13 protein-coding genes and 1 other RNA gene are annotated in these 13,307 nt (G+C 66.4%); 8 read left to right on the top strand and 6 right to left on the bottom strand.

The features are described from left to right. Window positions 1–36: 36 nt before the first annotated feature. The 6 genes from LC092_RS12145 to LC092_RS12120 all read right to left on the bottom strand — a co-directional run bounded on the left by LC092_RS12145 (window position 37) and on the right by LC092_RS12120 (window position 6,167). Window positions 37–1,248: a lytic transglycosylase domain-containing protein gene (locus LC092_RS12145; protein ID WP_224806803.1), complete on the bottom strand. Its 1,212-nt coding sequence runs from the start codon at window positions 1,246–1,248 to the stop codon at window positions 37–39. 77 nt (window positions 1,249–1,325) lie between these two features. Beyond that, window positions 1,326–1,934 (bottom strand): recombination mediator RecR, encoded by a 609-nt coding sequence (recR, locus tag LC092_RS12140; protein ID WP_224806802.1) that lies wholly within the window; start codon window positions 1,932–1,934, stop codon window positions 1,326–1,328. A gap of 7 nt (window positions 1,935–1,941) precedes the next feature. Next, window positions 1,942–2,262, bottom strand: coding sequence for a YbaB/EbfC family nucleoid-associated protein (locus tag LC092_RS12135; RefSeq protein ID WP_224806801.1), 321 nt, complete (start codon window positions 2,260–2,262; stop codon window positions 1,942–1,944). Between the two features lie 53 nt (window positions 2,263–2,315). Beyond that, window positions 2,316–4,223: a DNA polymerase III subunit gamma/tau gene (locus LC092_RS12130; RefSeq protein ID WP_224806800.1), complete on the bottom strand. Its 1,908-nt coding sequence runs from the start codon at window positions 4,221–4,223 to the stop codon at window positions 2,316–2,318. Window positions 4,224–4,377: 154 nt separating this feature from the next. Then, window positions 4,378–4,474: signal recognition particle sRNA small type (gene ffs, locus LC092_RS12125), an RNA gene on the bottom strand. Between the two features lie 55 nt (window positions 4,475–4,529). Continuing rightward, window positions 4,530–6,167 carry an acyl-CoA synthetase gene (locus LC092_RS12120; protein WP_224806799.1) on the bottom strand — a complete coding sequence of 546 codons (1,638 nt, stop codon included), beginning with the start codon at window positions 6,165–6,167 and terminating at the stop codon, window positions 4,530–4,532. 199 nt (window positions 6,168–6,366) lie between these two features. On the opposite strand from LC092_RS12120, the gene LC092_RS12115 reads away from it, so the two are divergent. The 8 genes from LC092_RS12115 (at window position 6,367) to LC092_RS12080 (ending at window position 13,059) form a co-directional block, all read left to right on the top strand. After that, complete coding sequence (locus LC092_RS12115; protein ID WP_224806798.1) at window positions 6,367–6,786, top strand: HIT domain-containing protein; 420 nt, start codon at window positions 6,367–6,369, stop codon at window positions 6,784–6,786. Window positions 6,787–6,827: 41 nt separating this feature from the next. Continuing rightward, a complete protein-coding gene (nudC, locus tag LC092_RS12110; RefSeq protein ID WP_224806797.1) occupies window positions 6,828–7,769 on the top strand; it encodes an NAD(+) diphosphatase in 942 nt (313 codons plus the stop codon). An 80-nt stretch (window positions 7,770–7,849) separates the two neighbouring features. Continuing rightward, window positions 7,850–8,530, top strand: a complete 681-nt coding sequence (locus LC092_RS12105) for a sulfate transporter family protein (protein WP_224806796.1) — start codon at window positions 7,850–7,852, stop codon at window positions 8,528–8,530. Between the two features lie 195 nt (window positions 8,531–8,725). Further along, complete coding sequence (gene sdhC / locus LC092_RS12100) at window positions 8,726–9,109, top strand: succinate dehydrogenase, cytochrome b556 subunit (RefSeq protein WP_224806795.1); 384 nt, start codon at window positions 8,726–8,728, stop codon at window positions 9,107–9,109. A 13-nt stretch (window positions 9,110–9,122) separates the two neighbouring features. Beyond that, window positions 9,123–9,506: a succinate dehydrogenase, hydrophobic membrane anchor protein gene (sdhD, locus tag LC092_RS12095; protein WP_224806794.1), complete on the top strand. Its 384-nt coding sequence runs from the start codon at window positions 9,123–9,125 to the stop codon at window positions 9,504–9,506. 4 nt (window positions 9,507–9,510) lie between these two features. Then, entirely contained in the window at window positions 9,511–11,340 is a 1,830-nt protein-coding gene (sdhA, locus tag LC092_RS12090; protein WP_224806793.1) for a succinate dehydrogenase flavoprotein subunit, read from the top strand. Window positions 11,341–11,375: 35 nt separating this feature from the next. After that, the gene (locus LC092_RS12085; RefSeq protein ID WP_224806792.1) at window positions 11,376–12,221 is read left to right on the top strand and encodes an FkbM family methyltransferase; all 846 of its coding nucleotides are present in this window, start codon (window positions 11,376–11,378) and stop codon (window positions 12,219–12,221) included. A gap of 55 nt (window positions 12,222–12,276) precedes the next feature. Then, the gene (locus LC092_RS12080; RefSeq protein ID WP_224806791.1) at window positions 12,277–13,059 is read left to right on the top strand and encodes a succinate dehydrogenase iron-sulfur subunit; all 783 of its coding nucleotides are present in this window, start codon (window positions 12,277–12,279) and stop codon (window positions 13,057–13,059) included. The last annotated feature ends 248 nt before the right edge of the window (window positions 13,060–13,307 follow it).

Genomic DNA, 13,307 nt, shown 5'->3' with positions numbered 1-13,307 from the left:
CGAAACGCGACGACACCGGGAAAGACTGACAGTCCCTCACTCCAGCCAACACGTCGCCTTTCGCCCCGCCTTTTCCTGAGCAGCACCCAGTGAGCGGCGGGTCTTGAAGCCGATCAGGCCGTCGGCGCCGCCGACGTCGTGGCCCTTTGCTTCCAATTCGAGCTGGATCTTGCGCACCGCGCCGCGCGAGCGCGTTTTGATCGGCGTCCAGTCCTGCACGAAGCCTGTGTTGTTGCCGTAGCGGTCGGCGAGATGGCCGACGAAGAGCGCGTAGACGTCGGACTCATTGTAGGACTTCAGCACGTAGAAATTGTCGGTGGCGATGAAGGCCGGGCCGTATCGTCCGGCCGGCATCAGCAGGAAGCCCGGTTGCGGCACCTCATGCGCGGGGAAGGGGCGGTCCTTCACCCGTTTCACCCCGGCGGCGACCCACTCGGAGATCGGACGCCCGCGATCCGGCCCCTCGTTGGTGCAGGAGACGGATCGCGGGATCACCGCCTCATAGCCCCAGTCGCGATTGGCGACCCAGCCGTGCCACTGGAGATAGCGCGCGATGGAGGCGAGCGTGTCGGGAACCGAGGTCCAGATGTCGCGCCGCCCGTCGCCGTCGTAGTCGACCGCATGGCGCAGGAAGCTTGAGGGCAGGAACTGCGGCTGGCCCATGGCCCCGCCCCAGGAGCTTTTCATCCGCGCGCGGGAGATATGCCCTTCGGCGAGAATCTGAAGCGCCGCGATGGTTTCTTGGCGGAAGAGATCGCGCCGCTGGCCCATGAAGGCGCGGGTCGCGAGCGTGCGCAGCGCGTCCTTGGGGATTTTTGCCGCCCCGTATCCCGATTCCCGCGCCCAGATCGCCAGCACGATGCGGCCCGGGACGCCGGTCTCGCGCTCGATCCGGGCAAGCGTCGTCGCGTGCTGTTTCGCGAGGCGACGGCCTTGCGCAACGAGCGCGTTGAACTGGCTGTCGCGGAAATAGCCGGCCGGTGCGCGGAACTCAGACTGATAGTTGACGCTTGGCGGCGCCTCCGGTGCATCGGGGCGTCCGAGACCGGGAAGCGAGGTATCCGGCGTCAGGCCGGACAGTTCGCGGGTGACGACGGATTGCGGAACGCCGGCGGAGATCGCGGCCGGGGCGATCTCGCGGTCGAGGAACTGGCGGAACTGCGTGTCATAGGGGCCGGCGATCGAGAGCGCGGGCGCAATCGACAGGACGAGGAAAGCGAGCAGACAGGGCAGGGCGAGGCGCGGCATCGGGATCTCCGGCGGGTGGGGCGCCCGGCGATCCTAGCAATGAATGGCGTTGCTGCGAAAGGCGTGGCGCGGGGATCTCAGAAGGAGGTCCGTGCCTTGAGCGCCTGGGTCAGCGTGCCCTCGTCGAGATAGTCGAGCTCGCCGCCGACCGGAACGCCATGGGCGAGGCGTGTGACGCGCACGTCCATGCCGCGCAGACGGTCGGTGATGTAATGGGCGGTGGTCTGCCCCTCGACCGTGGCGTTGACCGCAAGCACGATTTCGGAGACCTCGCCGCCGGCGACCCGCTCGATCAGCCGGGCGATGGTGAGGTCGTCGGGGCCGATGCCGTCGAGCGGCGACAGCGTTCCGCCGAGCACGTGATAGCCGCAGTTGAGCGCTGCCGCGCGCTCCAGCGCCCACAGGTCGGCGACATCTTCCACCACGATGATGGTCGAGGAGTCGCGGCGCGGGTCGGAGCAGATGGTGCAGGGGTCGCGGGTGTCGACGGTGCCGCAGGTGGAACACACGGTGACGCGGTCCACGGCCACGCCCATTGCCTGGGCGAGCGGCACCAGGAGCTGGTCCTTCTTCTTGATCAGGTGGAGTGCTGCACGCCGCGCCGAGCGCGGCCCCAGCCCCGGCAGTTTGGCCAGGAGCTGGATCAGCTTCTCCACTTCCGGTCCCGCGACCGCCTTGTTGCTCATGTTCGGATCAGAACGGCAGCTTGAACCCGGGGGGCAGGCCGAGGCCGCCCATCAGTTCCTGGGTCTTTTCCTGGAGCAGGGCTTCCGACTTGGCCTTGGCGTCCTGATGGGCGGCGAGGATCAGGTCCTCGAGGATCTCGACGTCCTCTTCCTTGACGAGCGACGGGTCGATCTTCAGCGCGGTCAGTTCGCCCTTGCCGGTCATGGTGACTCTGACCATGCCGCCGCCGGCGGTGCCCTCGACGCTCACAGAGGCGATTTCCTCCTGCAGGGAGCCCATCTGCTCCTGCATCTGCTTCGCCTGCTTCATCATCTTCAAAAAGTCCATGACGGATCTCCTCGCGCGCAGTCCCTGCGGCCGGCGGGGCCTGGCCCCGGGTCTCAGATATCGGGTTCGGTTTCGTCGTCGTCTGGCGCCATGTCAAGAGGCGGGGTCATGTCCTCCGTCTCCTGGATGCGCACATCCACCACCTTGGCGCCGGGAAAGACGGAGAGGAGGGCTGCGACCGTCGGCTCGGACCTGGCATCGGACAGGAGCTGATGCCGGTTCGCCGTGCGCTCCTCATGCAGCGTCGGGCGTCCCTGCGTGCGCGACACGCTGACGATCCAGCGCATGCCGGTCCATTCGCTCAGCATGCGGCCGAGCTTTCCGGCAAGGTCGGGATCGGCCTTCTCGGTCGGCTGAAACTCGATCCGGCCCGGCTCGAAGTTCACGAGCCGCATCTGGTGCTCGATCATGAACAGAAGATGGAGATCGCTTTTCTTCCGGGCAAGCTCGGCGCAATCGGCGAGCGAGCGAAGCGCCACGGTCGGTTCCGGCTGAGGGAGCAGGCGCGGGGCCGGATAGGGGGCCGTCGCGGAGGCGCTGCCGCTTCCGGCGCCGCCGCCGGCCAGCGCCTGAAACCGGCGCGGGTTGGGATCCGCCGCGATGGCGGGCGCCGGAGCCGTCGGCTGCGGTGAGGCGGCCTCGACGGAGGCCGGTGCGCCCGGCGCCGGGGTCGGAGCCTGTGCGTGCGCCTGAGGCGAGGAGCGTCCAGGAGGCGCGTTCTGGGTGGCGGGCAGCGAGGCGGCAAGAACCGAGGCCTTGCCGTCGCGCAGAAGCTTGAGCGCCTCTTCCGGGTCGGGAAGATCGGCGGCATAGGCAAGGCGTACCAGTACCATGTCGGCGGCGAGGTTGGGCTTCGGTGCTGCCTGCACCTCGGCGATGCCCTTCAACAGGATCTGCCAGCTGCGCGACAGAAGCCGGAGCGACAGCTTGTCGGCAAGCTCCCGGCCGCGCAGGCGTTCCGTCTCGGTGACGGAGGCTTCCTCGCCGGCTTCCGGAACGATCTTGAGCCGGGTGACGAGATGGGTGAATTCGGCGAGGTCGGAGAGCACGACGACCGGATCCGCGCCGACGGCATATTGCGCCTTGAACTCGGCCATCGCGGCCGCCGCGTCGCCCTTCATCAAATGGGTGAAGAGGTCGATGACGCGGGCGCGGTCGGCGAGGCCCAGCATGGCGCGGACCGTCTCGGCGCCGATCTCCGTCTCGCCGTGGGTGCCGGCGCCATGGGCCATGGCCTGGTCGAGCAGCGAGAGCGAATCGCGCGCCGATCCCTCGCCGGCGCGTGCGATCAGCGCCAGCGCCTCGTCGGAAACGGCCATGGCCTCCGACTGCGCGATCCGTCTGAGCAGCCCGACGATGTCGTCGGCGTCGATCCGGCGCAGGTCGAAGCGCTGGCAGCGCGACAGCACCGTGACGGGAACCTTGCGGATCTCGGTGGTGGCGAAGATGAATTTCACATGCTCTGGCGGCTCTTCCAGCGTCTTCAGCAGGCCGTTGAAGGCCGACTTCGACAGCATGTGCACTTCGTCGATGATGTAGACCTTGTAGCGCGCCGACGCGGGCCGGTAGCGCGCGGCTTCGGTGATCTCGCGAATGTCGTCGATGCCGGTGTGCGAGGCGGCGTCCATCTCGATCACATCGACATGGCGACCGTTCATGATCGCTTCGCAATGCACGCCGGGCTTGTCGAGATTGACGGTCGGCCGGTCGACCTCGCCGGGGATCTCATAGTTGAGGCCGCGGGCGAGAATGCGCGCCGTCGTGGTCTTGCCCACGCCGCGCACGCCGGTCAGCATCCAGGCCTGGGCGATGCGCCCGGTCTCGAAGGCGTTGCGCAGGGTCTGGACCATCGGCTCCTGGCCGACGAGATCCTCGAAGGTCGCGGGCCGGTACTTGCGCGCAAGCACGCGGTATCCGGCGTCCGGGGCGTCGCTGCTGGGTGTCGGTGCGAGGTCATCCATGGCGGGCAGCTTAAACCTGCGGGGGCCGCGTGTTGAGGGCTATTCCGTCGCTTTGCGCGTTTTCTTGTGCGTGTGCGAAGGGGGAACGGCATACGCCCGCCTGCCGGCGCGAAAGCGCGGCACGGACGAACGTTTCGGAAGCTGAAGAGGAAGGGTGGGAGGCTGGCACGGTGACCCGTGCCCGACTCGTTGGGGCTGCTTCCTTCCGGACCTGACCCGGTTGGCGAGTGGCTCGTCCACCACCAACCTCCCGCGCCCTATATGTCGATTCCACGCCCCCGTTGCAAGGGAAAATCCGGCAAGCGATCAGCCCGCGTCCGTCTCTTCCGCCGCACGCTGCCTCAGGTCCTTGCGGATGATCTTGCCCGTCGTCGTCATCGGCAGCGTGTCGACGAAGGCGATCTCGCGCGGGTATTCATGGGCGGCAAGGCGGTGTTTGACGAACTCCTGCAGCTCGCGCGCCAGCTCCGCACCGGGCGCAAAGCCCTCGGCGAGCACCACATAGGCCTTGACGATCTCCGTTCTCTGCGGGTCGGGCTTGCCGACGACGCCGGCCATGCTCACCGCCGGATGGCCGATCAGACAGTCCTCGATCTCTCCGGGGCCGATCCGGTAGCCGGACGAGGTGATGACGTCGTCGTCGCGTCCGACGAAGCGGATCCAGCCGTCGGCGTCGCGCACGCCCCTGTCGCCGGTCAGCAGGAAGTCGCCGGCGAATTTCGCTGCCGTTGCTTGGCGGTTGTTCCAGTAGTGCAGGAACATCACCGGATCGCCGCGTCTGACGCCGATGTTGCCCTCCTGGCCGTCGGCGACGGGCGCGCCAGACCCGTCGACCACGCGCACCTCATGACCCGGCACCGCGCGACCCATGATGCCGGGACGCGGCGGCATGATCGCGGCGCAGGACGAGACGATCATGTTGCACTCGGTCTGGCCGTAGAACTCGTTGATCGTCACGCCGAACACCCGCCGTCCCCAGTCGAGCAGTTCCGCGCCCAGCGTTTCGCCGCCGCTGGCGATGGTGCGCATCTCTAGGGGAAGGGCAGGGTCCGGATCGCCGTGCGCGCGCATCATCTTCAGCGCCGTCGGCGGCAGGAAGGCGTTGCGCACCTTCTCTTGCGCCATCAGCTCGAAGGCGGCCTCGGCGGTGAATTTCGCGAAGCGGCAGGCGACGACGCAGACGCCGTGATGCAGGGCGGGCATCAGCACGTCGAGCAACCCGCCGATCCAGGCCCAGTCGGCCGGCGTCCAGATCCGGTCGCCCACCTGCGGGAACAGGTCGTGGCTCATCTCGACGCCCGGAAGATGCCCCAGAAGCACGCGGTGGCCATGCAGCGCGCCTTTCGGCTGGCCGGTGGTGCCGGAGGTGTAGATCAGGATCGCGGGGTCGTCGGCATGCGTGTCGACGGGCGTGAACGTCTCAAGCTGGCCTTCCAGCGCTGCGTGAAGGTCGGTCGTGCCGGAGTGCGCGCCATCGATCGTGTAGACCTGCTCAAGGGCCGGCAGATGGTCGCGGATCGCGGCGAGTTTTCTCGCGCCCGTCTTGTTGGTGACGACGGCTTTCGCGCCGGAATCGCCAAGGCGGAAGGCGAGCGCTTCGTCGCCGAAGAGCATGAACAGCGGGATGGAGATCGCGCCCAGCTTGTGGGCGGCAATATGGGCAGCGGCCGTCTCCTTGGCCTGCGGCAGCAAAATGGCGACCCGGTCGCCGCGCGTCACGCCGTCGGCGGCGAGACGGTTCGCGATCCGGTTCGACAGGCGCATCAGCGCGCCGTAGCTGACCTCCTCGCGTCCGCCGTCCTCCGAAATGCAGACCAGCGCCGGGCGGTCGGGCTCGCGCGTCGCCCACTTGTCGCAAATGTCGACGCCGATGTTGTAATGCTCCGGCACCTGCCAGCGGAAGGTGGCGACGAGATCTTCATAGGTTCGTGCTGCGGTCAGCATTGGCGCGGTCCCTCCCCGGTGGCTGTGATGCCCCTTGGGAATTTGGATGCAACGGCAGCACGGAGGCGTCAACGGCTATCGTCGTTCGGGCCGCGTCGCGCTCTCCGGCAGCGTGGCCGGATGACGCGGGGCTGGTGCCCCTGCGCCGCGCTTGTATAGTGCCGCCATCATCAAACGCCGTCCGGCCGGGGAACCACACATGTCCGACTTCACCCTCGACGACCGCCTTGCCGGCGACAGCCTGGCTGTCCTCGATCTCGACCTGTGCACCGTCCGGCTGATGAACGACGCGCGCTACCCCTGGCTGCTGCTCGTTCCCATGCGCGCCGATGTCACCGAGCTTGTCGATCTCGGTGCCGACGACCGGCTGCGTCTGATCGAGGAAATCGCCGGCGCGAGCAAGGCCCTGAAAGCGGTCAGCGGCTGCGACAAGCTGAACGTCGGGGCGCTGGGCAACATGGTGCCGCAGCTGCATGTGCATATCGTTGCCAGGTTCGTCGGCGACGCCGCCTGGCCGGGGCCGGTGTGGGGCGTGGGCGCGGCCGAGCCTTATCCGGACGGAGCCGGGCGTGAACTGTCAGAGCGGCTTTCCCAGGCGGTGGCGCGGGAACTCCAGTGAGCCCGCAGCACCGCATGGCGTGACACGAGGACGATGACCGCATGAACGACCTGCCGCAGATCGGTTTCGATTTCGCCTTCAAGGGCAATCCGCTCGAGCGCCAGTCCGAGCATCGCGGCGACGCCGCCTGGTTCGAGGCGCACCGCGGCTCCGACGTCGCCCGCTTTTTGCTCATGTGCGAAGGACGCCCGGTGATCGACGTCGCGGACGGGCGGCTCGACATCCTGCACGCCCGCCCGCTTGGCGATGACCTTGCCATGATCGTCGACGACAGCGTTCTGCTCGGCTTCCGCGAGCCGGATGCGTCTCCCGTCTTCGCCGTTCCGCTGGCGCGCTCGGTGGAGGACATCGAGGCCGCATATGCCAATCTGAAATGTATCGACACGCGCTCGCTCGCCGTGCAGGGCGTTTTGCCGCCCGGCTACCTCGGACTTCTGGCGCAGGCCAGCGCGCTTTTGCACTGGCACGCGACCCATCGCTTCTGTTCGCGTTGCGGCGCGCCCAGCACCATGACCCAGGGCGGCTATCGCCGCGACTGCCCGTCCTGCGGCGGCCTGCATTTCCCGCGCACCGATCCGGTGGCAATCATGCTCGTCACCGATGGCGACCGCTGCCTGATGGGGCGCCCGCCGCGCCTGCCGGAAGGGGTGTTCTCGACGCTCGCCGGTTTCATCGAGCCGGGCGAGACCATCGAGGAAGCCGTGCGGCGCGAGGTGATGGAGGAAGCGGGCGTTCATGTCGGCGCCGTCAGTTACCGTGCGAGCCAGCCCTGGCCGTTCCCCGCCTCGCTGATGATCGGCTGCGAGGGCCGCGCCGAGAGCACCGAGATCCGCATGGACGAGACCGAGCTTGAGGCCTGCCGCTGGTTCAGCCGCGACGAGACGCTTGCCATGCTGGAGGAGCGTCACCCCGAGGGGCTGAAGATCCCGCCGCCGCTGTCCATCGCCCATTGGCTGATTCGCTCCTGGGTGGAGGCGGACTGACCGGCGCGGCTTGTGCCGAGCGGTCCCGTTACCTACCTGAAGCGGACCGACATGCCCCCGAATCAGGACGTCCGACGAAAATGATTTCCTCCGCGCTGCGCGCACTCACCCAGATTTTCGAACAGCCGCTGCGCGCGATCTTCTGGAAGACGCTTGGCTATACGCTGCTGTTGCTCCTGCTGGTCTGGGTGGCATTGAACGCGGCCGTCGCGACGCTGGTGACCCTTCCCTATCCCTGGCTGGAAACGGTGCTCTCGCTGCTCACGGGGATCGGCGCGATCTTCGTGCTCGGCTATCTTGTCGCACCCGTGACGGCGGTGATCGCCGGCATCCTGCAGGATGATATCGCCGAGGTCGTCGAACGGGGAAGCTATCCGCAGGACCCGCCGGGACGGCCGATGCCGCTTGCAGAGGCTATCCCCCAGGCGATCAAGTTCACCGGCGTGGTGATCCTCGGCAATATCTTTGCGCTGTTCCTGCTGTTGGTGCCCGGCGTCAACCTGATCGCCTTCTTTGTCGTCAACGGCTATCTGCTCGGCCGTGAGTTCTTCGAGTTTGCCGCGATGCGGCACAGGCCGCCGGCGGAGGCGCGCGCCTTTCGCCAGGCCCACTCCGGAACGGTTTTTCTGTCCGGGCTGGCGATCGCGGGTTTTCTGGCGGTTCCCTTCCTCAACCTGCTGACGCCGATTTTCGCGACCGTGATGATGGTGCATCTGAACAAGCGCCTTACCTATACGTCATCGCAATTGCGTCCCGATTGACGGCTTTCCCGCGACGCCGCGGACGTCCCTCGCTGTGCTGTTGCCAATCCCGATCCGCCTTGGCCGATAGGATATTTTGACGTGCCGCCGCGATGGGGGTAGAAGGCTGCAATACAAGCCCCTGTTATAGCTAACGTTTACGTAAGCGGTAGATGCTGAGGGGAGACGGGAGAACAACCCATGCCGGATGTCGGGATGAAAAACAGCAGGCCACTGTCGCCGCATATCCAGATCTACAAGCCCATCATGACCATGGTCATGTCGATCCTGCACCGCATCACGGGCGCTGCATTGTATTTCGGCACGATCCTGGTCGCCTGGTGGCTGGTGTCCGCGGCAGCGGGGCCGGCCTATTTCGAATTCGTGAACGGGATTTTCGGATCCTTCCTCGGACGGCTGGTGCTGTTCGGCTTCACCTGGGCGCTGATCCACCACATGCTCGGCGGCCTGCGCCATTTCATCTGGGACATGGGCTACGGCTTCGGCACGGAGGCGCGCGAATGGCTCGCCCGCGCCACGATCATCGGCTCCGTCGCGGTCACGATCCTGCTGTGGGTCATCGGCTACGCGGTTCGCTGAGGGAGATGAGACGATGAATGACATGCGCACGCCTCTCGGCAGGGTCCGCGGGCTTGGCTCGGCCAAGGACGGGACCTCGCATTTCTGGCGCCAGCGGGTCACCGCCGTGGCCAATGTGGTGCTGATTTCCTTTTTCGTGGTTCTGGTCGTGGCCCTTCAGGGCGGCGATTACGCGAGCGTTTCCGCGGCTTTGGCCAATCCGCTCGTCGCGATCGTCCTGCTCCTCGTGATCCTGTCCGCCGTCTATCACATGAAGCTCGGCATGCAGGTGATCATCGAGGACTACATCCACGGCGAAGGCCTGAAATTCCTCGCCCTGATGGGCAACATCTTCTTCTCGACGTTCATCGGCCTCGCGTCGGTGTTCGCCGTTCTCAAGATCAGCTTCGGAGGCTGAATACATGGCAGGACAAGCCTATACCTTCGTCGATCACAGCTATGACGTTGTGGTGGTCGGGGCCGGTGGCGCGGGCCTCAGGGCAACGCTCGGCATGGCCGAACGGGGTCTGCGGACGGCCTGCATTTCCAAGGTGTTCCCCACCCGCTCGCATACGGTCGCGGCGCAGGGCGGCATTGCCGCCAGCCTGCAGAACATGACGCCCGACAGCTGGCAGTGGCACATGTACGACACCGTGAAGGGCTCCGACTGGCTCGGCGACACGGATGCGATGGAGTATCTGGCCCGCGAGGCGCCCAAGGCGGTCTACGAGCTGGAGCACTACGGCGTGCCCTTCTCGCGCACCGAGGACGGGCGCATCTACCAGCGCCCCTTCGGCGGTCACATGCAGAACTTCGGCGAAGGCCCTCCCGTGCAGCGCACCTGCGCGGCCGCCGACCGCACCGGCCACGCCATCCTGCACACGCTCTACGGCCAGTCGCTGAAGAACAACGCCGAATTCTACATCGAGTATTTCGCGCTCGACCTGATCATGTCGGAAGACGGCGTGTGTCAGGGCGTGATCGCCTGGAATCTTGATGACGGTACCATTCATCGCTTCTCCGCCAAGATGGTGGTTCTGGCGACCGGCGGTTACGGCCGCGCCTATTTCTCCGCCACTTCCGCGCATACCTGCACGGGCGACGGCGGCGGCATGGTGGCCCGTGCGGGTCTGCCGCTCCAGGACATGGAGTTCGTGCAGTTCCACCCGACCGGCATCTATGGCGCCGGCTGCCTGATCACCGAGGGCGCGCGCGGCGAGGGCGGCTATCTGGTCAACTCCGAGGGCGAGCGCTTCATGGAGCGCTATGCGCCGTCGGCCAAGGATCTTGCCTCGCGCGATGTCGTGTCGCGCTGCATGACCATGGAAATCCGCGAAGGTCGCGGCGTGGGCAAGAACAAGGACCACATCTTCCTGCATCTCGACCATCTGGACCCGGACATCCTGGCCGAGCGCCTGCCGGGCATCTCGGAATCGGCGAAGATCTTCGCCGGCGTCGATGTGACCAAGGAGCCGATCCCGGTGCTTCCGACCGTCCACTACAACATGGGCGGCATCCCGACGAACTATTGGGGCGAGGTGCTCAACCCGACCAAGGACGATCCGAACGCGATCCAGCCGGGCCTGATGGCGGTTGGCGAAGCGGGCTGCGCCTCGGTCCATGGAGCCAATCGTCTCGGCTCCAACTCGCTGATCGATCTGGTCGTCTTCGGCCGGGCCGCGGCCATTCGCGCGGCGGAAATCGTCGATCCGAAGACCGCCGTTCCGACGCCGAACGAGGCCTCCTGCGACAAGATCATGGCCCGCTTCGACAAGCTGCGCCATGCCGACGGCAAGACGCCGACGGCTCAGCTGCGCGAGAAGATGCAGCGCGCCATGCAGGAAGACGCCGCCGTGTTCCGCACCCAGGAAAGCCTGGAGCAGGGCTGCCAGCGCATTTCCTCGATCTGGGGGGAATTGTCCGACCTCAAGGTCACCGACCGCTCGATGATCTGGAACTCCGATCTGGTGGAAACGCTGGAGCTGGAGAACCTGATGGCCAATGCGATCACCACGGTCTATGGCGCCGAGGCGCGCAAGGAAAGCCGTGGCGCGCATGCCCGCGAGGACTTCAAGGACGGTCCCCTCGGCGGTCGCAACGACGACGACTGGCGCAAGCATACGCTTGCCTGGGTCGCCGAGGACGGCAAGGTCAGGCTCGACTATCGCGCCGTCGTGACCGAGCCGCTGACGACCCTGGCCGAGGGCGGCATCGATCCCAAGAAGATCGCGCCCAAGGCACGCGTCTACTGAGCACGCGCCCGCCGGGCAGCGAAAGGCGAAACTCCATGTCGATTGCGGCAAGGTATACGGATGTGAACTCTCCCTTCGGCACCTATCGTGCCGGGGGGCGGGCGCGCTTCGCCTGGGCGCTGGCCGACCGGCACGAACTGTCGCCGCGCTGGCGCAAGCGCCTGCGGGCCTTCGTCGCCCGTCACTATCGCGGACCGTTCGACCGGGAGGCCGATGGCCTGCGCTTTCGTCTCTATCCAGAGGCCAACTACGACGATCGCAAGATCATGGCCCGGGGCCGGCTTCCCGAACGCGCCGAGCACGGGCTGTTGTCGCAGGTTCTGGGGCCGGGCGTCGTCTTCGTGGATATCGGCGCCAATGTCGGCAGCTACAGCCTCGATGCCGCCCGTCGCGGCGCCAGGGTGCTGGCGATCGAGGCGGACAGCGATACGGCCGCCAAGCTCGCCTTCAACCTGGCCGCCAACCGGCTGGGCGATGTCGAGGTGGAAAATGTCGCGGTCGGCGCCCGCGACGAGGTGCTCGAGTTGTGGAGCGAACCGTCGAACTGCGGTTTCGCGACGCTGGTCAGCGACCTGACGACCGGGGAATGGGCCGGCGACTGGCGGTCCCGTCCCGTGCAGGTCCGCCCGCTTGCGGATATTCTGGCGGACCACCGCATCGAGCGTGTCGACGTGTTGAAGATCGACGTGGAGGGCTTTGAGGACCGGGCCTTGCTGCCCTATCTGCAGGGGCTCGACGACAGCGACCTTCCGGGCGCCATCCTGCTGGAGACGAACTGCCGGGAGCACTGGCAGGACGATTGCATTTCACGGCTTCAGGCGCGCGGCTACCGCGCGGCCGGGGCGACCAAGGACAACACGATCTTCAGGCGGTCCGCCTGAAGATCAAGATGACGAGGCCGCCGACGACGGCGGGCCAAACGCGGAGCGAAACGAGATGGTACAGCTGACGCTTCCCAAGAACTCCCAGGTGACGGAGGGCAAGGTCTGGGACAAGCCGACCGGCGCCAACCACCTGCACGAGTTCCGGATCTACCGCTGGAACCCGGACGACGGGCGCAACCCGCGCGTCGATACCTATTTCATCGACAAGGATGACTGCGGCCCGATGGTCCTCGACGGTCTGATCTACATCAAGGACAAGATCGACCCGACGCTGACCTTCCGCCGCTCCTGCCGCGAGGGCATCTGCGGGTCCTGCGCGATGAACATCGACGGCACCAACACGCTGGCCTGCACCAAGGGCATGGAAGAGATCGGCGCCGGTCCGGTGAAGATCTATCCGCTGCCGCACATGCCGGTGGTCAAGGACCTGGTGCCGGACCTGACGCGCTTTTACGCCCAGCACCGCTCCATCGAGCCCTGGCTGAAGACGACGACGCCGGCTCCGGAAAAGGAGTGGCGCCAGTCCCACGAGGACCGCGCCAAGCTCGACGGGCTCTATGAGTGCATTCTCTGTGCCTGCTGCTCGACCTCCTGCCCGAGCTACTGGTGGAACGGCGACCGCTACCTCGGCCCGGCCGTGCTGCTGCAGGCCTACCGCTGGCTGATCGACAGCCGCGACGAGGCGACCGGCGAGCGTCTGGACGATCTGGAAGACCCCTTCCGCCTCTACCGCTGCCACACGATCATGAACTGCTCGCAGGCCTGCCCCAAGGGACTGAACCCGGCCAAGGCCATCGCCGAGATCAAGAAGATGATGGTCGAACGCCGCGTCTGACGCGCTCGGGTTTCATCATCGAAAGTCGGAAAAGCCGCCCCTCGGGGCGGCTCAGACTGCTGACAAACCCGTCGATTTCGGCGGGTTTGTTTTTTTGCAGTTTTGGTTCTGAGGTTTTGAGCGGTTTTGGTTCAGGGTTAGGTTGGTCCAGCCACCTCAGGCTGGGGCTTGTTTTGGGGGCTTTGTGAGGGCCATTGCGATCTTCTTGATGTTTTGGGCTGCGGCGGCGAGCAGGCACTGCGTTTGCA

This window comes from Stappia stellulata, from assembly GCF_020176715.1.
Taxonomy (GTDB): domain Bacteria; phylum Pseudomonadota; class Alphaproteobacteria; order Rhizobiales; family Stappiaceae; genus Stappia.
This window is presented reverse-complemented; position numbering and strand designations above follow the sequence as displayed.

What these genes read in the sequence shown, in the direction of transcription:
- LC092_RS12145 (WP_224806803.1), bottom strand. Translation starts at nt 1,248, where the DNA reads ATGCCGCGCCTCGCCCTGCCCTGTCTGCTCGCTTTCCTCGTCCTGTCG.
- recR (WP_224806802.1), bottom strand. Translation starts at nt 1,934, where the DNA reads ATGAGCAACAAGGCGGTCGCGGGACCGGAAGTGGAGAAGCTGATCCAG.
- LC092_RS12135 (WP_224806801.1), bottom strand. Translation starts at nt 2,262, where the DNA reads ATGGACTTTTTGAAGATGATGAAGCAGGCGAAGCAGATGCAGGAGCAG.
- LC092_RS12130 (WP_224806800.1), bottom strand. Translation starts at nt 4,223, where the DNA reads ATGGATGACCTCGCACCGACACCCAGCAGCGACGCCCCGGACGCCGGA.
- LC092_RS12120 (WP_224806799.1), bottom strand. Translation starts at nt 6,167, where the DNA reads ATGCTGACCGCAGCACGAACCTATGAAGATCTCGTCGCCACCTTCCGC.
- LC092_RS12115 (WP_224806798.1), top strand. Translation starts at nt 6,367, where the DNA reads ATGTCCGACTTCACCCTCGACGACCGCCTTGCCGGCGACAGCCTGGCT.
- nudC (WP_224806797.1), top strand. Translation starts at nt 6,828, where the DNA reads ATGAACGACCTGCCGCAGATCGGTTTCGATTTCGCCTTCAAGGGCAAT.
- LC092_RS12105 (WP_224806796.1), top strand. Translation starts at nt 7,850, where the DNA reads ATGATTTCCTCCGCGCTGCGCGCACTCACCCAGATTTTCGAACAGCCG.
- sdhC (WP_224806795.1), top strand. Translation starts at nt 8,726, where the DNA reads ATGAAAAACAGCAGGCCACTGTCGCCGCATATCCAGATCTACAAGCCC.
- sdhD (WP_224806794.1), top strand. Translation starts at nt 9,123, where the DNA reads ATGAATGACATGCGCACGCCTCTCGGCAGGGTCCGCGGGCTTGGCTCG.
- sdhA (WP_224806793.1), top strand. Translation starts at nt 9,511, where the DNA reads ATGGCAGGACAAGCCTATACCTTCGTCGATCACAGCTATGACGTTGTG.
- LC092_RS12085 (WP_224806792.1), top strand. Translation starts at nt 11,376, where the DNA reads ATGTCGATTGCGGCAAGGTATACGGATGTGAACTCTCCCTTCGGCACC.
- LC092_RS12080 (WP_224806791.1), top strand. Translation starts at nt 12,277, where the DNA reads ATGGTACAGCTGACGCTTCCCAAGAACTCCCAGGTGACGGAGGGCAAG.